The organism is Pseudomonas poae (assembly GCF_001439785.1).
GTDB classification, from domain to species: domain Bacteria; phylum Pseudomonadota; class Gammaproteobacteria; order Pseudomonadales; family Pseudomonadaceae; genus Aquipseudomonas; species Aquipseudomonas poae.
In genome coordinates this window covers 59,201-80,588 of sequence record NZ_JYLI01000012.1, presented here as the reverse complement: position 1 = coordinate 80,588, position 21,388 = coordinate 59,201, and the positions used below count along the sequence as shown (strand labels likewise).

Below are 21,388 nucleotides of genomic sequence, written 5' to 3'. Positions count from 1 at the left end.
TGGATACTGGGCGCGTTGCCTCGAATGGCAGCGCTGAACAGCTGGCGCGGGGTGGACCTGCGCGTTATTTACCCAGGAAAACAGTAAGGGCTGACCCGCATGACTGAATCCATCCGCAACGCTGATGTGCTGATCATCGGCGGCGGCCTGAGCGGCACGATGCTGGCCGTGCAACTGCTGCGCCTGCCCGGCAGGCGCCGGATCCTGGTGATCGAGCCGCGCGCCGAGCTGGGGCGCGGCGAGGCTTACACCGCGGTCGAGCTGGGCCACACGCTAAACGGTAACGCGGCGCGCATGAGCGTCGACCCGGACAATGCCGATGACCTGACTCAGTGGCTCACCGACCATATCGCGGCCGGTGGCTGGCCAGAGTCCGATCAGCAGCACGTACCCGTCAGTGAATTGTTCCCGCCACGCGGGCTGTTCGGCGTGTATGTGCAGCAGCGCCTGGCCGAGGCCCGCGCGCTGTCCACCTCCACCGTCGAGCATGTGCGCGCCGAAGCGGTCGACCTGCAGGTCGAGGCGGGCACGGCACTGCTGACCCTGGATAACGGTGAGCAACTGCGCGGTGCCCATGCCGTACTGGCCACCGGCATGTTCCCGGCGGCGCGCACGCCACAGACCGACTCCAGCGGCGTGAACGCTGCGGCGGTGGACCCTTGGGATGTGCAGGCGATGACGCGGATCGACCCGCAGGCCAGCGTGCTGATCATCGGTTCCGGTCTGACCATGGTCGACGCCGTGGTGTCTCTTGAGCAGGCCGGGCATCGTGGGCCCATCGAGGTGTTTTCACGCCATGGCCTGCTGCCCCATGTGCGCCGGCAGCCGCCGGCCTGGGAGGACTTTCTCGGCGCCAACCCGGCGCTGCGCAGCCCCCGGCAATTGCTGCGCGAACTGCGTCGCCAGTGCCGCATCGCGCTGGCGCAGGGTATCGATTGGCAAGCGCCGCTGGACACCGTGCGCGCGCACATCGGCCGGTTGTGGAGCCAGGCCAGCGAGTACGAAAAGCGTCAGTTCGTGCGGCATGTGCGGCCGTGGTGGGAAAGCCACCATCACCGTGCGCCGCCGTTGAGTGCCGAGCTGGTGGCGCGGTTGCAGGCCCAGGGGCGATTGCGCATCCGAGCGGCATCGTTCAAGGGCCTGGCGCCTGCGGACGATGGCGTGAGCATACGTCTGCGTTTTCGCGGCGAGCAGGGCGTTACCCAGGTGAGCGGCGCCGCGCTGATCAACTCCAGCGGCATCGAATACGACTGGCGCCGCGTGGCCCGACCGCTGCCGCAACAGTTGCTCAAGCGCGGACTGATCCAGCCCGGGCCGCTGGCGTTGGGCATCGCGGCGGATGCAAGCGGTGCGGTGCTCGATGCCCAGGGGCGGGTCAGTGCGCACCTGTTCGCCATGGGCCCGCCGCTACGCGGGATGTGGTGGGAAAGCACGGCGGTGACCGACGTGGCGCTCCAGGCCAAGGCCTTGGCCCTGGAATTGACGACGATCTAAGGGGGGCGAGCGGGCCGAATGTGACAAGCGGCTTACTATGACAAACGGGCTTACTCTGGCAAGCGGGCTGTTGTGGCGAGCGGGCTTGCCCCGCGTTGGGGTGCGAAGCGCCCCCAATCCAGCAGAACGCGGAGTACCTGATACGGCTCATCGCCTGGTTTGGGGCTGCTGCGCAGCCCAACGCAGGACAAGCCTGCTCGCCACAACAGCCCGCTCGCCACAGGGATGGGGGGTTGTCTGAAATGGCTCATGTGCAGTCAATACTTCAAGATCTCGGGATTTTCACGAAGCCCGGCTTGAGGCCGAACACCTCCACGCCCTGCGGCGTCGATTGCCCGGTGGTCACTTTCACCCGCTCCACCGGCTGATCCATCGTCGCGCGATATTCCACGGTCATATCCGCCCCGATCGCCTGGCCTGGCACCACCATTGCTTGCGCATTGTTGTAGGTCACGATGGTCAGGCGCGCGCTCATGCCCAGGCGCACCCGCTGCAACTGCTGCGGGGTAAGCGTGGGGATCGCCAGGGTCACCGGAAATTGCGCGCTGCCCTGGCCATCACTGGCAATCGCCAGGCCGCTGACCACGCTCACCGTCCCGCTCAGGCGTTCGCCATCGAAGCCATCGCCCAAGACCTCCACCGCCTGGCCCTGGTGCAACTGGTTGATGTCCAGCTCGGAGACCTTGGCGACGATTTTCAGCCGCTCGATGTTGGCCAGCCCGAACAGCACCTGGCCCTGGCTGACCTTGCTGCCGGACTGCACCGGGGCATTGGTGTTGCCGCCCGCTTGCGCCGAATTATTGCCGGGCGCGGGCACCACGATGCCGGAGAACGGCGCCTTGACCTCCTTGCCTGCCAGCAATTGCTGCAGCGCCTCGTACTTCACCGTGGCGTTGGTCAGCTCCATATCGGCGATCTGCCGGTATTCGCCACGGCCCTGATCCTGGGCCTGTTGCAGTTCGGCGCGCGCCGCCGCCAGGTCCAGTTGTTGCTGCCGGGCCTGCTGCTTGAGGTCGTCCAGTTCGTTGCGCGGGATGATGCCGCGCTTGAACAGGTCTTCGCTTTCGCCGAGTCTGCGCCGGGTCGCGTCGGCGGTCATCTCAGCGGTGCGCAGGCTGCGGCGGGCGCGACTTACATTGGCGCTGCTGTCCCAATCCTGCATGTCCTGCACGCTGCGCCGCGCCTTGAGCTGGGCGGAGAGGGCGTCGCGCAGTTGCACCTCCAGCGTGGCAGGGTCCATGCGCAACAGCACCTGGCCGGCTTCGACGCGCTGGCCTTGCTCCACCAGGTTGGCCTGCACATTGCCGTCGAACGGCGCCGTGAGGGTGACGGTAGTGTCGGGCTCGATCTTGCCCACCAGGCCGATCTGGTGCACCAACTGGTCGGGTGTCACCGCCAGCCATTGCTCGCCGGCACTGCTCGGCGTTTGCGCCGGGCTGCGCAGGGTCAGGCCAGCAGCGGCCACCAGCACGATCAACACAGCGCCCAGCAGGCGTTTCTGATTAGTAGTCATTGAGGGCGATTTCCCAGCTTTCCAGGGTCATGCCCAGCGTCAGGTCGAGCTGGGTCTGGGCGTTCAGGTAAGCGATCAACGCATTGAGCTGCGCGTTCTCGGCGTTGCGCAGGTCGGTCTCGAAACTCAGCACCTGGAAGTTGGTGGAGCGCCCGGCGCTGAGTTTGTCGCGCTCAATCTCGATCTTGCGCCGCGACAGCTCCACCGCGCGCCGCGAGATTTCATACTGGCGCCAGCGGGTGCCCAGGTCGCGCGCCACATCGTTGACCGAGCGTTCCAGCTCCTGGCGGGCGTCGGTGATGCGGATCTCCTGATCTTCCACATTCACCCGCGCGCGCACTTCGGCCTGGCGCGTGCTGATGTCGCCGATGGGGATCTGCACCTGCACGCCGGCATAGCTGTCCCAGCTGCGGTTGTTGCTGCGCCCGTTGTCATTGTCATAGGCATCACGCACCTGGTTCGCGCCGGCCACCAGGTCCACTTGCCAGCGCCCGGAGTCCTTGGCGATTACCAGGTTGAGGTCGGCCTGCTGGCTGCCGAGCAGGGCGGCAAGGTATTCCGGTTGCTGGGTTTGCGCGAGGTTGAAGGCCTGACGCTTGTCGATCTCCATGGGCCTGGCCTCCAGCGCTTCGCTGGCGCGAATCGGCGTGGACAGGTCCAGCGCGAGCAGGCGCAGCAATGCCAGGCGGCTGCTGTCGAGCTGGTTCTGCGCTTCTTCGACGCCCAGTTGCTGGGTGGCGATATCGGCTTCGGTCTGCACGATTTCAAACTCGGCCATGCGCCCGGCGCTGATCAGCGCTTTGTTCACCTCCAGCAACGTGTTGGAGCGTTTGAGGGCCTCCTGCACGATCAACTGTTGCTCCTGGGCGCGCAGCAGTTCGCGGTAGGTGGCGATGATCTGGCTGATGGTGCCCGCCACGGTGGCCTTGAGGTTCAGGCGGTTGGCCTGTTCGGACAGGCGCGACAGGCGCAGCGGCGCGGTGGTGGCGTCCCAGCCGGCGCCGCGTGCCAGGGGCTGGATGACGGCCAGGTCCAGACCGTCGCTGCGGTAACGTCCGGCGCGGTCGGCACTGTTCAGTTGCTGGGTCCAGGCCATGCTCAGGCGTGTGCCGTATTCGCCGAGCAGGCTGGTGGACGGTGTGAGGTTGGCGTTGCGCGCGCTGTCCTGGGAGCCGCGGGTGCCACGGTAGTAGCTGTTAAGGGTGAGCTTGGGTTTGAACACGTCTTCGGCCACTCGCAGGTCGAATTTCTGTGCCACCCGCTGCAGGTAGGCGCTGCGAATCGCCGGGTTGTTGCGCAGGCCCAGGTACACGGCGTCGCCCAGGGTCAGGCTGGTGGCCTGGGCACTCAGCGACACACCTCGGTCGTAGCCGCTGCGGGTGGTGCTCGGTGCCGACGGCTTGATCAGCACCTCGGCCGCCACACCGGGCAGGCTGATCAGCGCCAGCAGCCACAGCCATTTACTCATCGCGCAAGGCCTCCACCGGCTGTAAGCGGGAGGCCGAGACCGCCGGGTAAATACCAAAGAACAAGCCCACCAGCAGCGTGCTGCCCACCCCCAGGGGCAAAGCCGCCGCCGCCAGTGAAAACACCCAGCCCGACAGCCACGCATAGAGCCACGCCGCGGTGATGCCCAGCACGGCGCCGCACAGGGCGCCGACGGCGGTGAGGGTGACCGCTTCGAGCAGGAACAGGTTGCGGATATCGCGCTGACGCGCGCCCAGTGCCATGCGAATGCCGATCTCGCGACGCCGCTGCGAGACGTTCATCAACATCACGTTCATCACCCCGACACCGCCGCCCACCAGCGAAATCGCGCCCAGGGCCAGCAGCAGATAGGCGAAGGTGCGGCTCTGACGGGTCATGCCGTCGATCATCTGCTGGGGCACGGTAATGTCGACGCTGTGGTCGGTCAGCTGACGTTGCAGCGCAACGGCGGCTTGGCGCGCGATGCGTTCCATGTCTTGCCCGGGCGCTGCGCGGATGATCACATTGCCGATCTGCGGGTTGGCGTAGATGCGGCGCATGCCCTCGGCGGGGATGAACAGCGACTCGTTGGCCTGCACCGGCATCAGCATCGCCCGGGGCTGGTTGTGCAGGATGCCCACGATCAGAAACAGGTAATCGTGGATGCGCACACGGTCGCCCAGTCTGAGCGGGTCGCCCGGTGCGCCGAGGGCCTGGGCCACCTGGTCACCGATCACCGCGTAGGTTTCATTGGCGTCGAAGGGTGACAGGAAGCGTCCTTCGCGCAGCTCCAGGCGCATGGCCTCGTGAATCGCCGGTGTGGTGCCGACTAGGTTGGCATTCGCGGTGCGTCCATGGAACACGATGGGGCCGCTGAACAGGCTGAGCGCGCCGATATGCGCGATGCCAGGGACGGCGCTGCGCACGGCGTCCAGGTCGAGGTGGGCACGCATGCTCAGGTTACCGCTGCGTTTGGCCGGAAATTGGGCGATCAGGGTGTCGGTGCCCATGTCCTTGAAAATCATCGCGGCATCCACCGCCGCGTTGTGGCCGATATTGATCAGCGCCACCACCGACGAACTGCCGATCACAATGCCCAGCAACGCGAGGACCGAGCGTTTGCCCAGGGTGCGCAGGCTGACGAAGGCTTCATGCAGCAGTTGGCTCAGGCTCTGTTCAACGCGCAGGCTCATAGGCCACCGGCCTCGCTCACCACGCCGTTGCGCACCAGGATCTTGCGCTGCAGGCGCTCGGCGATCTGCGCATCGTGGGTGACGATGATCAGCGTCACCTGCTGCTCGCGGTTGAGCGTCAGCAGCAGGTCCATGATGTCCTGGGCGGTGTTGCTGTCGAGATTGCCGGTGGGTTCGTCGGCCAGGATCACCGAGGGGTTGCCCACCAGCGCCCGTGCAATGGCAACCCGCTGGCGCTGGCCGCCGGAGAGGTCGGCAGGGTGATGGTGCGCGCGCTCGGCCAGCCCGACCTGGTCGAGCATGCGCAGCGCCTGGGCCACCGATTCATGGCGCGACACGCCGCGATAACTCAGGGGCAGGGCAACGTTGTCCAGGGCGCTGAGGCGTGGCAGCAGGTTGAAACTCTGGAACACGAAGCCGATCTGCTGGTTGCGGATCGCGGCCAGTTCATCCGGCGTGGCGCTGAAGATATCGTGGCCAGCAAATTGATACTGGCCGCTGTTGGGCAAATCCAGCAGGCCGAGAATATTGAGCAGGGTACTTTTGCCGGAGCCGGAGGCGCCGAGGATGCCGCAGCTGTCGCCGCGCGTGATGGACAGGCACACGTCATCGAGAATCGACAGGGCTTGCCCGGCGAGTTGGTAGCGCTTGCCGATACCTTGCAGGGCGATCAATGGAGGTTGCGCGAAGTGCTCTGTCATCGTGCCTACGCCTTGCAGTCCTTTCGACACCGCCAGCGCTGCCCGGAAAATGTTTGTAACAAGATCGCGGGGCGGTGCGGGTTGCATCGCTGACTGATTTGTTTCTTGTTTTTAAAATATTGTTTGAATAGTAACCGCGTTCCAGGCGCTTCGCCAGCCAGTGGGGTAGAGCGGTTTTACGCTTGGCAACGATTTATCCGACAACTGGGCGCTATCGCCGAACACGCCTTCAACTACCGTGTAGAAGCCCGCCCGGCGAGGCTTTCGGTCGTATGGCGCGTTCTCGGTACTTGCTTTCAAAGAACAGCCCCGGTATAAAAAATCAAATTATTTTTTAAAACAATATTTCCGCCGTGGAACCCTTATGGTCGCCAAGAAAATCAGCACGCCAAACATTACCAAGACTCGATTGCTGGATGCGACAGAGGCGCTCTTCATTAAGTACGGGTACGACGCTGTTTTGTTACGGCAGATAACCGAGCGTGCCCAGGTGAACCTGGCCGCCGTGAATTACCACTTCGGGGACAAGGATTCCCTGATGAAGACCCTGTTGATGCAGCGCCTGGAGCCGCTCAACGAGCAGCGCCTGGAATTGCTCGCGCGCTGTGAGGCCGAGTCCGACGGGCCGCTCGATTGCGATACCTTGCTTGGCGTGCTGTTTGCCCCGGCCATGGGGCTGGAGCGCAGCGACCCGGGTAGCGGGGAGGGTCGCTCGTTCATCCGTTTCCTCGGCCGCGTGTATAGCGACACGTCGCCGTTTATCCAGGAATACCTCAAGGTGCATTACCAGCCGGTGTTCCAGCGCTTCTTCGAAGCCTTCGCCCTGGCGCTGCCAGACCTGCCGCGTAACGAGCTGGGCGTGCGCCTGCAATTTGCCCTCAAGGCGATTTCCGGGGTGATGGCCGGCACCGAACTGCGCTTGCTGATGAACTCCATGAGTCTCGGTCGCCCGGCCACCGACGCCGAGGTGATGGCCAAGCTGATTACCCTGGTGTCGGCTGCTATCCGCGTGCCGCAGCAAAGCCCTGAGGCGCAAACTGCGCTGGCCAAAGTGCTGGACACCCAGCGCGCCATTCGGGAAGAAGCGGCAGCGCCGGTAACCAGGGCGGCGCGCTGAGCTTGAATTACAGGCAAAAAAAACCCGCTGGGGCGGCGGGTTCTTAATGTGCAGCATTTGTAACGGATGAGGCTTCACATTACGGTTCGGGGTGTGAATAAATCGTGAAAAAAATGTAAGAAAAAGCGTTTTATAGTCGATTCCTTTTAACCTGCGATTTCAGGCTGCTCAGGGCGCTGTACTCGTCACCACCGTCAATTCCAACAGCTCCACTCAGCGACAGGCTGCTCTTTTTTTGATCCCTCAAATCCTCCAGTGATTCGACGTCCTCGCCAACCGCTGACGCATCCCATCCACGTTCTGCGCCAGTTGCAACGTTAATAACCGATAGCCATCCAGCGCACTGTGCACCGGCGCTTGCAGCCCGCTTTCTGCGACTGCATGTGCAGCGGGCCGGTCCAGCCGCTCGGTAAAACCGGACTTCAACGCCCGCGCCATGCCCACCAGTTGCACACGAATCTGCCGGTGCTCGGCTTTCAACATCACTTGCATGCGTGCCGTCGCCTGCTCATCGCGCGGGTTTGGCCGGGTATTGCCGAGAATCTCCAGGGTGCTGATGCACATGCGCAGATGCCGTTGAATGGCGTCCAGTTCGGTCAGGGAAATGCGCACTTCCTTGGACACCGACGGCATCAGCGAACGCAGTTGCACCATCGCTGCGTTCAAGCGGTTGAGCAGCTTGAGGTGTTCATCGTCGGTCACCGACTGGCCGCCGATAATCCGGCTGTAGATCGCTGCGCAGTCGCGCAACGCACTGGCCAGGTTGTAGCGCCAGGAGTACACCGCGTAGAGCGGCAGGGCGAAGGAAAACGCCAGCGCCAGCACGATGCCGATGAGGATGTCCACGGTGCGCCATAAACCGTCCGAGATCGGGTTGTCACCGTGGCCGGCGACGATAAACACAGTGATCGCCGACAGCAGCGCGATGTAACCGCCCTTGCCGATGGCGTGATAGGAAAAGAACCCGCACACCACTGACATCAGCAGGTAGGTCAACAGCGGCAGGCCGAAATAGGCCTGCTGCACCACCAGCAGCAAGCCGACACTGGCGCCGATCAAGGTGCCGTAGGCGCGTTCCACCGCTTTTTTGCCGATGTTGCCGTGGTGCTGCAAGCCGCCGATCACGATCAGCATGGTCACCGAAGCCCATTCACCGTGAGGCAGGTGAAGGCCAGTGGTGAGCAGGATTGTCGCCAGCAAGCCGATGGACACCCGCACGGCGTGGATCAGCTTGGCGTGGCGATAGCGGCGGTAGGGGTCCAGCAACGGGCGCAAAAGGCGCCGGGCAAACAGGGGTAGATTCATCGGGAGTAACGAGACCTCGGTAATCAGGACAAAAGGTGATCCAGGTGTGGGAGCTGGCTTGCCTGCGATAGCCTCACCGTTGCCTTGCAGACAGATCGAGGAGGCAAGCCAGCGCCTGTATTCGTCAGAAGATGTAATCGGTGGTCAGAAAGCTTGAATCGCGATTACGCAGAATATCGCTGACCAACGCTTTGTTGCTTTCCTGGAACTTCGTTGCCACCAGGGTGCGAATCGAGAACACGCGCAGGGCGTCATGCACAGACAGCGTGCCCTCGGCCGAGTTCTTGCGCCCGTTGAACGGGAAGGTGTCCGGCCCGCGCTGGCACTGGGCGTTGATGTTGATACGGCCGACCTGATTGGCAAAAACGTCTACCAGTCGCCCCACTTCCACAGCGTTGGTGCCGAACAGGCTCAATTGCTGGCCGAAGTCGGAATCGAGCACGTAGTCGATCACCTTGTCCAGGTCACGGTAGGGCACGATCGGCACCACCGGGCCGAACTGCTCCTCGTGGTAGACGCGCATCTGCGGGTTCACCGGGTACAAAACGGCCGGGTAGAAAAAGGAGCCGCGACTCTCGCCGCCGTTCGGGTTCACCACCTTGGCGCCGTGCAGCGCGGCATCGGCCACCAGCGCGTTGAGATAGTCCACCTTGCCCACTTCCGGCAGGGGCGTCAGCGACACGCCGTCTTCCCAGGGCATGCCAGGCTTGAGCGTGGCCAGTCGGGTGTTGAATTTTTCGATGAAGCTGTCGACCACCGCTTCATGCACAAACAGGATTTTCAGCGCCGTGCAGCGCTGGCCGTTGAACGAAAGGGCGCCGGTAAGTGCTTCGCTGACGGCATTGTCCAGGTCGACCTCGGGCAGCACGATGCCGGGATTTTTCGCATCCAGGCCCAGGGCTGCGCGCAGGCGGTGCGGCTTGGGGTGCAGTTTCTTCAAATCGCTGGCGGCCTTGTTGGTGCCGATAAACGCAAAGATATCGATCTTGCCGCTGGCCATCAGCGCGCTCACGGTTTCGCGGCCGCTGCCGTAGATCACGTTGATCACCCCGGCCGGGAAACTGTCGCGAAACGCCTCCAGCAACGGACGAATCAGCAGCACGCCGAGCTTGGCCGGCTTGAACACCACGGTATTGCCCATGATCAGCGCCGGGATCAACGTGGTGAAGGTTTCGTTCAGGGGGTAGTTGTAAGGCCCCATGCACAACGCCACACCCAGCGGCACGCGGCGGATCTGGCCGAGGGTGTCCTGTTCCAGCTCGAAGCGGCTGGAGCGACGGTCGAGTTCCTTGAGGGCGTTGATGGTGTCGGTGATGTAGTCGCAGGTGCGGTCGAACTCTTTCTGCGAGTCCTTGAGGTTCTTGCCGATCTCCCACATCAGCAGCTTGACCACCGCGTCGCGCTGCTCGCGCATGCGCCGCAGGAACGCTTCGACATGCTGAATACGGTCTGCCACGCGCATCGTCGGCCACTCGCCCTGGCCACGGTCGTAGGCGCGCACGGCGGCGTCGAGGGCGGTGAGGGCGGTGTCGGCATCCAGCAACGGCGTGCTGCCGATATGCACGCGTTCATCACCCAACTGCACCGGGCTTTGCACGCGGGCCAGCGGGCCGTTCCATACCTGCAGTCGGCCATCGACCAGGTAATCACGCTGTTCAATCGGCGCGGCCAGGCGAAAGGGTTCGGGAATATCGGTGGAGGCGGTGGGAAACAGCTGGGCGAGCAGGTTGCTGGTGGTCATGTCGCTACCCCTGAAATAGTGGCCAAACATGACGAGAGAGTCACCTATCCAGCAGCTCGATGGCAAGGGCTGCGCAGCTTTGCCGGACAAGTCCAATCGTCGCACTACTGCTCCCACAGGGAGTCTGCGTTTAACTGAACCTTGCTCGCCTCAGGATGAATATTTTGACAGCCAGCCGATTGTCGCCTGAAAAAAATCTGCGCTGCCCGTAATCTACAGGCCCCTTGTCACCCGCGCGGAGCGTTTCATGTCTTCTGTTGCCGATGGGCTACCCCTCAATAAGCGCCTGCCGGCCGTTATCGCGCTGTCCCTGGGCATTGGCATGGCGACGCTGGACACGGCCATCGTCAACACGGCGTTGCCGACCCTGGCCGAAGGCATCGGCACCGATTCGGCCTCGGTGATCTGGGTGGTCAACGCTTACCAACTGGCGATTATCGCGACGGTGCTGCCGTTTGCGTCGTTGAGCGATGTGCTGGGGCATCGCCGCGTCTACCTGGGCGGGTTACTGCTGTTTATCGTCTCGTCGTTGCTGTGCGGGCTGGCCGGTTCGCTGTCGACGCTTACCGCTGCGCGCGTGGCCCAGGGGTTGGGTGCGGCGGCGTTGATGAGCGTCAATACCGCGTTGTTGCGGCACATCTACCCCTCGAAGATGCTCGGGCGGGGCCTGGGCTATAACTCGTTGGTGGTAGGGCTGGCATTTACGCTGGGGCCGACGGCGGCGTCGGCGATTCTCTCGGTGGCCAGTTGGCACTGGCTGTACCTGATCAATGTGCCGTTGGGGCTGTTGGCCCTGGGCCTGGGGTTGCGCTCGCTGCCCAGGTTGCCGATCAGCGGGCACGCCTTCGATCGTCTGGCCGCGTTGCTGTGTGCCGGTGTGTTCGCGTTGCTGGTGCTGGGCCTGGGCGCCGCCGTGCATGGCGCGCAGGGCGTATTGACCCTGGGGTTGGTGGCGCTCGCGGCAGTATGCGGTGCGCTGCTGCTGCGTCGCGAGGCCGGACACCCGGCGCCGATGCTGGCGGTGGACCTGTTCAAGCGCCCGGTATTTGCCTTGTCTTCGCTCACGGCTATTTGCGCGTTCAGCGCCCAGGGCCTGGCGTTCGTGTCGCTGCCGTTTCTGTTGCAGGCGGCGTTGGGCCATAGCCAGGTGGAGACCGGCTTTCTGATGACCCCCTGGCCGGCGGTGGTGGCGGTGATGGCGCTGGTGGCGGGGCGTCTGGCGGATCGGGTGTCCCTGGGCCTGCTGTGCGGCATCGGCCTGCTGATGCTCAGCCTCGGCATGGGCGCGCTGGCGACCCTGGGCAATGAGGCCTCGGCATTTGATATCGGCTGGCGCATGGCGTTGTGCGGCGCCGGCTTCGGGTTTTTCCAGTCGCCCAATCTCAAGGCCCTGATGACCAGTGCACCCCTGGCCCGCAGTGGCGGGGCCAGCGGCATTGTGGCGATTTCGCGGTTGCTGGGGCAGACACTGGGCGCCTCGTTGGTGGCGCTGTGTTTTCACTTGTCCGTGAACAGTGGCCCGCACTACGCGCTGTGGCTGGGATGTGCGTTCGCGCTGGTGGGCAGTGTGGCCAGCGGGCTGCGTTTGTTGCCTTATAAACAGCGGGTCTGACCCTGCTCGCCACAAGGCGCAAACTCACTGACCGGCAGCGGATCTGACCCTTGTAAAGCAGCGCGGGTGAGGGCTAGTGTGACGACCTGATTCTAAATGTTTCAGCTTTATGACCAGCCAGACCCACCATACCGCCGATGCCACCTCTCGCCGCGCCGCGCTGACCCTCGGGTTCTGCCTGCCCAGTGACGTGTTGCTTTACCTGCTGCTGCCGATGGAGTCAGAAGCCTTCGGCATCACGTTGGCCCAGGCCGGCGTGCTGTTGGCGGCCAACCGCCTGGTGCGGATCTTTGGCTATCGGCATGTGCTGAATTTCTATGCACGTCACGGCGATCGACTCACTTGCATGCTTGCTGCCGGCGCTGCTGCGCTGTGTGCCCTGGGCAACTCGGTGTTGTCCGGCTTTGCTGCCTTGCTCGGACTGCGGCTGGTGTGGGGCCTGTGTTATGCGGCGTTGAACCTGTCGACCCAGGTATTGGCCACCTCCGAACTGGACGGCGCCGCGCGCCGGGCAGGGCGCTCACGGGCGTTGATCGCCCTGGGGCCGATGCTGGCGTTGCCGCTGGGCGGGCTGCTGACCTTGTGGGCCGGGCCGCGCCCGATTTTCCTGATCCTCACCGTGTGCTGCCTCATGGGGCTGTGGCTGGCGCGCGGGTTGCCCAGTACCGGGCACGATCTGCACAGCACGCCGGGGCGACGTTTCAACTGGCCCGACAGTGTGGCGTTGTGGTCGTTTATCGAGGGCGTAGCGTTGGACGGCCTGTTTATCTTTGGCCTGTCGATCCAGGCGCAGAAGATCGTGGGCGGTGACGCGGTGCTGATCGCCGGTGGTCTGATGGGCCTGCGGTATTTATCGGAATTATTGCTCAGCCCATTGGGGGGGCATGCGGCGCAGCGGTTCGGGGCCACCTCGATGCTATTGCTGTTTTCATTCATGAGCGCCCTGGCGCTGGGGGCGTTCGGCAGTGAGTGGGTGATTGCCGGCGCAGCGGCGGTGCTGGTGCTGCGTGCCTTGCAACTGCCCTTGGTGACCACCCTGGTGACCGAGCGCAACCCAGGCTCGATGCGGGTATCGGCGCTCGCGTCCAACGCGGTATGGCGCGATATCGGCGCGGGTTTCGGGCCGTTGCTGGCGGGGTTGTTATTGCCGGTGGCCTCGGCGTCGCTGGTGTTTGGCCTGGCGGGCGCGGCGATTGCGATCAGTGCGCTGTTGTGCTGGCGCACGCAGGCGCGGGGGCAAACAAGTTGAACGATGGCCGCGCGCGGTTTCTCTAACCTTGTGAAGCCCTTCACAGGTACGCCACCATGCCCGAATACAAGCAGCCACCGCCGGGTACGCCCGATTCCCATCGCACTCCTGGCGAAGAGGAGCGTGACAACGATGCGTTGCGCCCCAACGACCCACAGGACCGGCCGGACGACGATGTGAAGCAGGTCGAGAAAAACCTCGACAATCTCCATGACAAGGCCCGTCCGTTGTAAGAGAGGAGATCACCATGAGCAATCCCCCGAAAGGCCCGAGTTCAAGCGAGCATGCCACGCAGAATGACGAGCTGGGTTTCGACCCCGACTCTCCCGATGTGTCGGACCCGCAGGTCGATCCCATCGGCCCGGCTATCGCCCCGCTGGACGAGAAAAAGCAGTCGGAAAAAAAGCCGCCCTACGATCCGTTGGGCGACTTGAAAAAGTAAAAAAAAGCCCCGCCATTGTGCGGGGCTTTGTTTATCTGGGTGGGTTCCAGCTGACTTCGGTGATGCCGTATTTCTCCGCCCAGGGGCGCGTGGTTTTCTTGACCTGCTCATGGCCTACGCGGCCGATACGACTAACGTGTGCAATGTCGGCATCAACGGCCGCCCAGTGCCAGGCTTCAGCGTTATTCATGACGTCGGCACGTACGACAAAGGATTTCGGCGTACCGTGCAGGTGGTAGTGGATGGTGTAGATTTTTGCGGTACTCATGTTGCCTCCCTGTCTTGTTATAAATGGATAGGAAGGCGTTATGAAAGGTTCATTCAAAATGACAACCTGCATGATGCCCAGCTGCCTTACAGGCGAGAAACGAGCAGTCCATCAAGTCAATGCGGCCAACTGCGCCACGGTTTCCGGAAAGCGTGCTACCAGACGGATCAGCGTCACTGCCTGAGCATTGGGTTTGGCTCGACCTTGCTCCCAGTTTTCCAGCGTGCGGGTATTGGTGCGCAAGTACATGGCGAATACCGCGCGGGACAGGTTGAGCTGCTGACGCACCGCAACCACTTCTTCGGCGGTGAGCGGTGCCAGGTGGGTGAGTTGAACCTTGTGGGTACGCAGGGTGACTTTGCCCTGGCGCTCCTCGGCCAATGCGTCGAAGCCTTCGACCAGTTCGGAGAAAATTTCACGTTTCATGGGGTGTCCTCGCTTTGATTTCCTTGTCCAGCATCTGTTTAAGCGTTTTTTTTTGGTGGGGGGCAAGATCGTCCTGTTCATGCTTGCCGTACAGGGTGAACAGCCAGAATTGAGTGCCGCCTGACCACCAGTAGTAAATGACCCGCAGGCCACCGCGTTTACCTTTGTTGCGCCGCTGATCGACGAAGCGAACCTTGCGCAATCCTCCGGTGCCTTCGATCACGTCTCCCGCTTCCGGGTTTTTCATCAACACCTGTTGAAAACCGTGGAAAAGCTCGTCACTCAGATAATCCTTGCGATGCCGCTCGAAGGCCGGCAGTTCGATAAATAGAGCATCCATGTTATGTACGTAGCCTGCGTATAGTTTGCTGACCCACTCGCAAGGGTGTCAAGTGACCGTGCTGTGGGAACCTTCTTAAAACGCAACCACCATAAGGTCGCCTCAAACGCATGGATGCCAGATGAAGAGGTAGATGGAACAGGAAAATTCCGCGAACAGGGAAGGGCAGAGGCCGCACGCCCCAGAAACGCAAAACGGCGCCCGAAGGCGCCGTTCTGTTTACCGCATCTGACTAAGCGATCAAACGCCCAGCACCGCATGCTGCACCAGGGTGAGCAACGGTTGTGGGTACACGCCCAGGAAGAACGCGAGCAGGGCGATGGCCAGCAGCATCACGCCGCCTGCTTTCTGTTCCCAGTGCAGCTCGGCGTCGACGCGGCGCAGGTTCGGCTCGATCAGGTACAGGGTGACCATCACGCGCAGGTAGTAGAACACGCCGATGGCGCTGCCCAGTACCAAGGACGCAACCAGCCACCATTGGTGCGCTTCAACACCGGTAGCAACGATGTAGAACTTGCCGATAAAGCCCGCCGTCAGCGGGATACCCGCCAAGGACAACATCATCACAGTGAGGACGGCGGTCAGGTACGGACGGCGCCAGAACAGGCCGCGGTATTCGTACAGCGCGTCGGCGTCACGGCCCTTGTACGGCGAGGACATCAGGGTGATCACGCCGAACGCGCCCAGGCTGGTGATCACGTAGGTGACCAGGTACACGCCGATGGCTTCCACGGCCAGGCCGTTGCTCGCCACCAGGGCGATCAGCAGGTAGCCGAAGTGGGCGATGGACGAGTAACCCAGCAGACGCTTGAGGTTGTTCTGGGTCAGTGCCAGCAGGTTGCCGAACAGGATCGACGCAATGGCGATCACGGTCAGTACGTTGCTCAGCACACCGGTGTTGGCCGCAGGCGAGATCTGGAACAGACGCACCATCACCGCAAACACCGCCACCTTCGATGCGGTCGCCAGGAACGCAGCCACTGGCGCCGGGGCGCCTTCGTACACGTCCGGGGTCCACAGGTGGAACGGCACCAGCGACAGCTTGAACGCCAGGCCGATCAGCATCATCGCCAGGCCCAGTTGGGCAATCGGCGCAGGCATGCTGGTGGTGGCCAGGGCGTGACCGATACCGGTGAAGCTCAGGCTGCCGGCTTCGGCGTAGAGCAGGGCCATACCGAACAACAGAAACGCCGAACCTGCCGCCGACAGCACCATGTACTTGATGCCGGCTTCCAGGGAGCGCTTGTTGAAGAAGGCGTAGGCCACCAGGCCGTAGGTCGGGATCGACAGCAGTTCCAGGCCGATGAACAGGCCCGCCAGGTGCTGTGCGCTGACCAGCACGATACCGCCGGCCGCCGCCAGCAGGATCAGCAGGTACAGCTCTTCCTTGTTGCCTGGGTAACCGGTGCCGCCTTCGCCAAGGTAGGCGTGGGCGAGGGTGACGCAGGCCAGGGTCGCGACCAGGATCAACGCGATGTACAGCAGCGCGAAGTCATCGACCATCATCAAAGGCGTGACCGCCAGTGGCGCGACCTTGAGCGCCGGGATGATCGACAGCAGGGCCAGGTTCAGACCGGCACAGGACAGCAGGAACGTTTGCGAGTGATTGCGGCGCCAGGCGATCGCCAGCATCACCACCACGATGGTGAGGCTGGTGATCAGCAGCGGCGCAAGCGCGATAAAGTGTTGGATCGTGAATTCCATAGCGCTCTTACCGGGCCGAAGCGAGTTGAGAGAAGGCGGTGCCGAACCACTGCTGCACGCCATGCATCGTGGCGGCAGACGTGTCCAGGAACGGTTGCGGGTACACGCCGATGTAGATCAGCAGCACCGCAAGGCCGAGCACCATGATCAGTTCGCGCGCATCCATCCCTTGCAGGACGGTGTCGGACTTGGCCGGGCCGAAGTAGGCGCGGTGGATCATGATCAGCGAGTAGACCGAACCGAATACCAGGCCGGAGGTGGCAATCGCACTGATCCATGGCGTCTGCACAAAGGCCCCCATCAGGATCAGGAACTCGCCGATGAAGTTACCGGTACCCGGCAAGCCCAGCGACGCAGCGGCAAAGAACAGGCTGATCGCCGGCAGGTACGCGATGCGCGACCACACGCCACCCATTTCACGCATGTCACGGGTGTGCAGACGCTCGTACAGCTGACCACTCAGGATAAACAGCGCGGCGGCCGAGACACCATGAGCCAGCATCTGGATCACCGCGCCCTGCAACGCCAGTTGGCTGCCGGAGTAGATACCGATCAGGACGAAACCCATGTGGGAAACGGACGAGAAGGCGATCAGACGCTTGATGTCGGTTTGCGCGAAGGCCAGGAACGCACCGTAGAAGATCCCGATCAGACCCAGGGTCATGGCAATCGGCGCGAACTCGGCCGAGGCATTCGGGAACAGCGGCAGGGCGAAACGCAGCAAGCCGTAGGCCGCGGTCTTCAACAGGATACCGGCCAGGTCCACGGAGCCGGCGGTCGGCGCTTGGGCGTGAGCATCCGGCAACCAGGAGTGGAAGGGCACCACCGGCAGCTTCACCGCAAACGCGATGAAGAAGCCCAGCATCAGGATGTACTCGGTGGTCAGGGACATCTTGGTTTTCAACAGGTCGGCGTAGTTGAAAGTGATCACGCCCGTGCTGTTGAAGTTGACCAGGACCAGACCCAGGATCGCCACCAACATGATCAGGCCGGAAGCCTGGGTGAAGATGAAGAACTTGGTCGCCGCGTAGATCCGGGTTTTCTTGCCGTCCGAAGAACTGTGACCCCAGAGCGCGATGAGGAAGTACATCGGCACCAGCATCATTTCCCAGAAGAAGAAGAACATGAACAGGTCGAGGGCGAGGAACACGCCGACAACGCCGCCCAGGATCCACATCAGGTTCAGGTGGAAGAAACCCACGTGACGCTGGATCTCTTTCCAGGAGCAGAGTACCGAGAGGATACCCAGCAGGCCGGTCAGCAGGATCATCAACAGCGACAGGCCGTCGAGGGCCAGGTGCACGTTGATGCCGAAGCGCTGGATCCACACGTGCTTGAATTCAAGCGCGAACGTGGGATCGACGCCTGGAGCCGGAGCGAATGAATAGTCACCGTGGGCCCACAGCCAGAGGCCGAGCGCGAGTTCCAGGGACATGGTCAGCAACGCAATCCAGCGGGGCAGGGTGGCGCCGAAGCGTTCACCCATCCAGCAGAGCAGGCCGCCGATAAAGGGGATCAGGATTAGCCAGGGCAGAATCATGACGGGCTCGTTTCCTTTCGCAAGTTCGCAAAGTGCATAGACATGGTCAGACCGCCACGACGACGATAGCGCCAATCACCAGAACGGCACCGGCCGCCATGGACGCTGCATACCAACGCAGTTGGCCGGTCTCGCTGCGGCTCAGGGCGGTGTGACCGGCCTTGGCGGCGCGCGGGATCAAACCGATGGTCTGGTCGAGCGGGTCTTTGCGCAGTACATGGCTGATCGCAAGGTAAGGCTTGACGAACAGTTTGTCGTAGATCCAATCGAAGCCCCAGGCGGCGAACCACCAGGCCGACAGGAAGCGCCCGATGCCACTGTTGGCCACGGCCGTGACGAAGCGACGCTTGCCAAGGAACAACAGCGCAGCCAGCAGGATACCGGCCAGGGCGATGGCGCCCGAGGCGATTTCCAGGCTGTGCTTGGCGGCGCCACCTGCATGCCCGGCGCTTTCCGGGAGTACACCGGCCAGTGGCGGGGTGATCATCGCGCCGATGAAGGTCGACAGGATGATCAGCACCGACAGCGGCAGCCAGTGGGAGATGCCGTGACCTGCGTGCGCTTCGGTCTTGGCTTCACCGTGGAAGGTGATGAAGATCAGGCGGAAGGTGTACAGCGAGGTCATGAACGCACCCACCAGGCCTGCATACAGCAGGTTCTGGTTACCGCTGGCAAAGGCTTCCCAGAGGATTTCGTCCTTGGAATAGAAACCGGCAGTCACCAGTGGCAGGGCGGCCAGGGCGGCACCACCGACGATGAAGCTGGCGTAGGCCAGCGGCAGTTTCTTCCACAGGCCGCCCATCTTGAAGATGTTCTGTTCGTGGTGGCAGGCCACGATCACCGCACCGGAGGCGAGGAACAGCAGGGCCTTGAAGAACGCGTGGGTCATCAGGTGGAAGATCGCCGCGTCCCAGGCGCCGACGCCCAGGGCCAGGAACATGTAGCCGATCTGGCTCATGGTCGAGTAGGCGAGGATGCGCTTGATGTCGGTCTGCACCAGCGCGGCGAAGCCGGCCAGTACCAGGGTCACGCCGCCGACGATGCCTACAAGATGCAGGATGTCCGGCGCCAGGGTGAACAGGCCGTGGGTCCGTGCGATCAGGTAGACACCGGCGGTCACCATGGTTGCGGCGTGAATCAGGGCCGAAACCGGGGTAGGACCGGCCATCGCATCCGCCAGCCAGGTTTGAAGCGGCAGTTGCGCGGATTTACCCACGGCGCCGCCCAGCAGCATCAGCGTGGCCAGGGTGATCCAGAAGTCGCCGACCTGGAATTTCTGCGGTGCCAGCACCAGCAGTTCCTGGATGTTCAGCGTGCCCACCTGTTGGAACAGGATGAACAGGCCGATGGCCATGAACACGTCGCCGATACGGGTGACGATAAACGCCTTGAGCGCCGCGTTACCGTTGTTGCGGTTGCTGTAGTAGAAACCGATCAACAGGTACGAGCACAGGCCCACGCCTTCCCAGCCGAAGTACAGGAACAACAGGTTATCGCCCAGTACCAGAAACAGCATGCTGGCGATAAACAGGTTGGTGTACGAGAAGAAGCGCGAGTAGCCCGCTTCACCGCGCATGTACCAGGACGCGAACAGGTGGATCAGGAAGCCTACGCCGACGACCACGCCGAGCATGGTGATCGACAGGCCGTCCACGTAGAGGGCGAAGTTGGGCTTGAAGCCCTCGACCGACATCCACTGCCACAGCACCAGGGTGTAATGGCCGCCTTCGGGTGGGGCTACGTTGAATTGCCAGATGACATAGGCCGCGACGATGGCCGACAGGCCAATGGAGCCCACGCCGATCAAGGCCGAGAGGTTTTCCGACCAGCGCCCGCGAGAGAACGACAGCAGCAGGAAACCGATCAGGGGAAATACGAAAGTCAGAAAGATCATGTTCATCCGCGCATCTCACTGGCAGCGTCGATATCAAGCGTGTGGAAGCGACGGTACAGCTGCAGCAGGATCGCCAGGCCAATGCTGGCCTCGGCGGCTGCCAGGCTGATCACCAGGATGAACATGACTTGTCCATCCGGCTGGCCCCAACGAGCGCCTGCCACGATGAACGCCAGTGCTGCGGCATTCATCATGATTTCCAGGCTCATCAACACGAACAAAATGTTACGGCGCACCATCAGGCCGACCAGGCCAAGGCAGAACAGGATGCCGGCGACCGCCAGACCATGCTCCAAAGGGATAGCAGGCATCGTCATTGCTCCTTGGCTTCGTTGCGGCCCAAGTGGAAGGCGGTGATGGCTGCCGCGAGCAGCAGCATCGAAGCCAGTTCGACCACCAGCAGGTACGGGCCGAACAGGCTCACACCCACGGCCTTGGCGTCTACGGTGGTGTGGCCGATGGCCTGGCCGCTCTGGTGAGCGAACAGCACATACAGCAGCTCACCCAGCAGCAGGGCTGCGAGGACAACCGGGCCGAGCCAGATGCCGGGCTTGAGCCAGACGCGTTCCTGGGCGACCGAAGCCGGGCCCAGGTTGAGCATCATCACCACGAACACGAACAGCACCATGATGGCGCCGGCGTAGGCGATCACTTCCAGCACACCGGCGAACGGCGCGCCGAGGGCAAAGAAGGTCATCGCCACGGCGATCAGCGAAATGATCAGGTAGAGCAGGGCGTGCACGGGGTTGTTGTTGGTGATCACGCGAAGCGTGGACACAACCGCGATACCCGATGCGAAATAGAAAGCGAATTCCATCTTTCTTCCTTAAGGCAGCAAGCTCTTCACGTTGATCGGCTCGGCTTCGTTTTGTGCGGCGCCCTTGGGCTTACCGGCAACGGCCATACCTGCAACACGATAGAAGTTGTAATCAGGGTTTTTACCGGGACCAGAGATCAGCAGATCTTCTTTCTCGTACACCAGGTCCTGACGTTTGAACTCGGCCATCTCGAAATCCGGCGTGAGCTGGATCGCGGTGGTCGGGCAAGCTTCCTCGCAGAGGCCGCAGAAAATGCAGCGCGAGAAGTTGATTCGGAAGAAGTCCGGGTACCAGCGACCGTCTTCGGTTTCAGCTTTCTGCAGGGAGATGCAACCCACCGGGCACGCCACGGCGCACAGGTTGCAGGCTACGCAACGCTCTTCGCCATCCGGGTCGCGGGTGAGCACGATGCGGCCGCGGTAGCGCGGCGGCAGGTACACCGCTTCTTCCGGGTATTGCAGGGTGTCGCGTTTGCGAAAGCCGTGACCGAACACCATCACCAGGCTTCGCAACTGGGTACCAGTACCCTTAACGATGTCGCCAATATATTTGAACATGGGTCAA

General features: G+C 62.7%; 21 protein-coding genes. 6 read left to right on the top strand and 15 right to left on the bottom strand.

Features of this window, described 5'->3' with window-relative positions; genetic code table 11:
- The first annotated feature begins 99 nt into the window (after positions 1–99).
- Positions 100–1,494: an FAD/NAD(P)-binding protein gene (locus TU75_RS15730; RefSeq protein ID WP_060549451.1), complete on the top strand. Its 1,395-nt coding sequence runs from the start codon at positions 100–102 to the stop codon at positions 1,492–1,494.
- 265 nt (positions 1,495–1,759) lie between these two features.
- Here TU75_RS15730 and TU75_RS15725 read toward each other — a convergent pair whose 3' ends face one another.
- The 4 genes from TU75_RS15725 to TU75_RS15710 are packed head-to-tail and all read right to left on the bottom strand — an operon-like array spanning position 1,760 to position 6,368.
- On the bottom strand, positions 1,760–3,007 hold the full coding sequence (locus TU75_RS15725) for an efflux RND transporter periplasmic adaptor subunit (RefSeq protein ID WP_060549450.1): 1,248 nt from the start codon (positions 3,005–3,007) through the stop codon (positions 1,760–1,762).
- Positions 2,997–4,475 (bottom strand): TolC family protein, encoded by a 1,479-nt coding sequence (locus TU75_RS15720; protein WP_060549449.1) that lies wholly within the window; start codon positions 4,473–4,475, stop codon positions 2,997–2,999. Before TU75_RS15720 ends, TU75_RS15725 begins: the two co-directional genes overlap by 11 nt.
- Positions 4,468–5,667: an ABC transporter permease gene (locus TU75_RS15715; RefSeq protein WP_060549448.1), complete on the bottom strand. Its 1,200-nt coding sequence runs from the start codon at positions 5,665–5,667 to the stop codon at positions 4,468–4,470. Before TU75_RS15715 ends, TU75_RS15720 begins: the two co-directional genes overlap by 8 nt.
- A complete protein-coding gene (locus TU75_RS15710; RefSeq protein ID WP_060549447.1) occupies positions 5,664–6,368 on the bottom strand; it encodes an ABC transporter ATP-binding protein in 705 nt (234 codons plus the stop codon). Before TU75_RS15710 ends, TU75_RS15715 begins: the two co-directional genes overlap by 4 nt.
- A gap of 364 nt (positions 6,369–6,732) precedes the next feature.
- On the opposite strand from TU75_RS15710, the gene TU75_RS15705 reads away from it, so the two are divergent.
- Positions 6,733–7,485, top strand: coding sequence for a TetR/AcrR family transcriptional regulator (locus tag TU75_RS15705; RefSeq protein WP_060549446.1), 753 nt, complete (start codon positions 6,733–6,735; stop codon positions 7,483–7,485).
- Between the two features lie 243 nt (positions 7,486–7,728).
- Here TU75_RS15705 and TU75_RS15700 read toward each other — a convergent pair whose 3' ends face one another.
- Positions 7,729–8,790, bottom strand: a complete 1,062-nt coding sequence (locus TU75_RS15700) for an FUSC family protein (protein WP_060549445.1) — start codon at positions 8,788–8,790, stop codon at positions 7,729–7,731.
- Between the two features lie 124 nt (positions 8,791–8,914).
- Positions 8,915–10,531, bottom strand: a complete 1,617-nt coding sequence (locus TU75_RS15695) for an NADP-dependent glyceraldehyde-3-phosphate dehydrogenase (RefSeq protein WP_003232055.1) — start codon at positions 10,529–10,531, stop codon at positions 8,915–8,917.
- A gap of 247 nt (positions 10,532–10,778) precedes the next feature.
- Between TU75_RS15695 and TU75_RS15690 the strand changes: the two genes are divergently transcribed.
- From TU75_RS15690 to TU75_RS15680, 4 genes are all read left to right on the top strand, one after another.
- Positions 10,779–12,143, top strand: coding sequence for an MFS transporter (locus tag TU75_RS15690; protein WP_060549444.1), 1,365 nt, complete (start codon positions 10,779–10,781; stop codon positions 12,141–12,143).
- Between the two features lie 109 nt (positions 12,144–12,252).
- On the top strand, positions 12,253–13,392 hold the full coding sequence (locus tag TU75_RS15685; protein ID WP_015372416.1) for an MFS transporter: 1,140 nt from the start codon (positions 12,253–12,255) through the stop codon (positions 13,390–13,392).
- Between the two features lie 56 nt (positions 13,393–13,448).
- Positions 13,449–13,625 carry a hypothetical protein gene (locus TU75_RS27660; protein ID WP_169794354.1) on the top strand — a complete coding sequence of 59 codons (177 nt, stop codon included), beginning with the start codon at positions 13,449–13,451 and terminating at the stop codon, positions 13,623–13,625.
- A gap of 14 nt (positions 13,626–13,639) precedes the next feature.
- Positions 13,640–13,834 carry a DUF6021 family protein gene (locus tag TU75_RS15680; protein WP_015372415.1) on the top strand — a complete coding sequence of 65 codons (195 nt, stop codon included), beginning with the start codon at positions 13,640–13,642 and terminating at the stop codon, positions 13,832–13,834.
- A 31-nt stretch (positions 13,835–13,865) separates the two neighbouring features.
- Here TU75_RS15680 and TU75_RS15675 read toward each other — a convergent pair whose 3' ends face one another.
- The 9 genes from TU75_RS15675 to nuoI all read right to left on the bottom strand — a co-directional run bounded on the left by TU75_RS15675 (position 13,866) and on the right by nuoI (position 21,381).
- Positions 13,866–14,102: a DUF6555 family protein gene (locus tag TU75_RS15675; protein ID WP_003232065.1), complete on the bottom strand. Its 237-nt coding sequence runs from the start codon at positions 14,100–14,102 to the stop codon at positions 13,866–13,868.
- 111 nt (positions 14,103–14,213) lie between these two features.
- The gene (locus TU75_RS15670; RefSeq protein ID WP_003232067.1) at positions 14,214–14,528 is read right to left on the bottom strand and encodes a helix-turn-helix domain-containing protein; all 315 of its coding nucleotides are present in this window, start codon (positions 14,526–14,528) and stop codon (positions 14,214–14,216) included.
- Positions 14,518–14,868, bottom strand: a complete 351-nt coding sequence (locus TU75_RS15665) for a hypothetical protein (RefSeq protein WP_060549443.1) — start codon at positions 14,866–14,868, stop codon at positions 14,518–14,520. The genes TU75_RS15670 and TU75_RS15665 overlap by 11 nt, the downstream gene beginning before the upstream one ends.
- A 240-nt stretch (positions 14,869–15,108) precedes the next feature.
- Positions 15,109–16,572: an NADH-quinone oxidoreductase subunit NuoN gene (gene nuoN, locus TU75_RS15660; protein ID WP_003232071.1), complete on the bottom strand. Its 1,464-nt coding sequence runs from the start codon at positions 16,570–16,572 to the stop codon at positions 15,109–15,111.
- 7 nt (positions 16,573–16,579) lie between these two features.
- Entirely contained in the window at positions 16,580–18,112 is a 1,533-nt protein-coding gene (nuoM, locus tag TU75_RS15655) for an NADH-quinone oxidoreductase subunit M (protein ID WP_003232072.1), read from the bottom strand.
- Between the two features lie 46 nt (positions 18,113–18,158).
- A complete protein-coding gene (gene nuoL / locus TU75_RS15650) occupies positions 18,159–20,012 on the bottom strand; it encodes an NADH-quinone oxidoreductase subunit L (protein ID WP_003232073.1) in 1,854 nt (617 codons plus the stop codon).
- Positions 20,009–20,317, bottom strand: a complete 309-nt coding sequence (gene nuoK / locus TU75_RS15645; protein WP_003174727.1) for an NADH-quinone oxidoreductase subunit NuoK — start codon at positions 20,315–20,317, stop codon at positions 20,009–20,011. Before nuoK ends, nuoL begins: the two co-directional genes overlap by 4 nt.
- 2 nt (positions 20,318–20,319) lie before the next feature.
- Positions 20,320–20,823: an NADH-quinone oxidoreductase subunit J gene (nuoJ, locus tag TU75_RS15640; RefSeq protein ID WP_003232074.1), complete on the bottom strand. Its 504-nt coding sequence runs from the start codon at positions 20,821–20,823 to the stop codon at positions 20,320–20,322.
- A gap of 9 nt (positions 20,824–20,832) precedes the next feature.
- Positions 20,833–21,381: an NADH-quinone oxidoreductase subunit NuoI gene (gene nuoI / locus TU75_RS15635; protein ID WP_003174725.1), complete on the bottom strand. Its 549-nt coding sequence runs from the start codon at positions 21,379–21,381 to the stop codon at positions 20,833–20,835.
- Positions 21,382–21,388 lie beyond the last annotated feature (7 nt).

Bases quoted from the DNA above. Each gene is read 5' to 3' on its own strand.
- TU75_RS15730 (WP_060549451.1), top strand. From the start codon at position 100: ATGACTGAATCCATCCGCAACGCTGATGTGCTGATCATCGGCGGCGGC.
- TU75_RS15725 (WP_060549450.1), bottom strand. From the start codon at position 3,007: ATGACTACTAATCAGAAACGCCTGCTGGGCGCTGTGTTGATCGTGCTG.
- TU75_RS15720 (WP_060549449.1), bottom strand. From the start codon at position 4,475: ATGAGTAAATGGCTGTGGCTGCTGGCGCTGATCAGCCTGCCCGGTGTG.
- TU75_RS15715 (WP_060549448.1), bottom strand. From the start codon at position 5,667: ATGAGCCTGCGCGTTGAACAGAGCCTGAGCCAACTGCTGCATGAAGCC.
- TU75_RS15710 (WP_060549447.1), bottom strand. From the start codon at position 6,368: ATGACAGAGCACTTCGCGCAACCTCCATTGATCGCCCTGCAAGGTATC.
- TU75_RS15705 (WP_060549446.1), top strand. From the start codon at position 6,733: ATGGTCGCCAAGAAAATCAGCACGCCAAACATTACCAAGACTCGATTG.
- TU75_RS15700 (WP_060549445.1), bottom strand. From the start codon at position 8,790: ATGAATCTACCCCTGTTTGCCCGGCGCCTTTTGCGCCCGTTGCTGGAC.
- TU75_RS15695 (WP_003232055.1), bottom strand. From the start codon at position 10,531: ATGACCACCAGCAACCTGCTCGCCCAGCTGTTTCCCACCGCCTCCACC.
- TU75_RS15690 (WP_060549444.1), top strand. From the start codon at position 10,779: ATGTCTTCTGTTGCCGATGGGCTACCCCTCAATAAGCGCCTGCCGGCC.
- TU75_RS15685 (WP_015372416.1), top strand. From the start codon at position 12,253: ATGACCAGCCAGACCCACCATACCGCCGATGCCACCTCTCGCCGCGCC.
- TU75_RS27660 (WP_169794354.1), top strand. From the start codon at position 13,449: ATGCCCGAATACAAGCAGCCACCGCCGGGTACGCCCGATTCCCATCGC.
- TU75_RS15680 (WP_015372415.1), top strand. From the start codon at position 13,640: ATGAGCAATCCCCCGAAAGGCCCGAGTTCAAGCGAGCATGCCACGCAG.
- TU75_RS15675 (WP_003232065.1), bottom strand. From the start codon at position 14,102: ATGAGTACCGCAAAAATCTACACCATCCACTACCACCTGCACGGTACG.
- TU75_RS15670 (WP_003232067.1), bottom strand. From the start codon at position 14,528: ATGAAACGTGAAATTTTCTCCGAACTGGTCGAAGGCTTCGACGCATTG.
- TU75_RS15665 (WP_060549443.1), bottom strand. From the start codon at position 14,868: ATGGATGCTCTATTTATCGAACTGCCGGCCTTCGAGCGGCATCGCAAG.
- nuoN (WP_003232071.1), bottom strand. From the start codon at position 16,572: ATGGAATTCACGATCCAACACTTTATCGCGCTTGCGCCGCTGCTGATC.
- nuoM (WP_003232072.1), bottom strand. From the start codon at position 18,112: ATGATTCTGCCCTGGCTAATCCTGATCCCCTTTATCGGCGGCCTGCTC.
- nuoL (WP_003232073.1), bottom strand. From the start codon at position 20,012: ATGAACATGATCTTTCTGACTTTCGTATTTCCCCTGATCGGTTTCCTG.
- nuoK (WP_003174727.1), bottom strand. From the start codon at position 20,317: ATGCCTGCTATCCCTTTGGAGCATGGTCTGGCGGTCGCCGGCATCCTG.
- nuoJ (WP_003232074.1), bottom strand. From the start codon at position 20,823: ATGGAATTCGCTTTCTATTTCGCATCGGGTATCGCGGTTGTGTCCACG.
- nuoI (WP_003174725.1), bottom strand. From the start codon at position 21,381: ATGTTCAAATATATTGGCGACATCGTTAAGGGTACTGGTACCCAGTTG.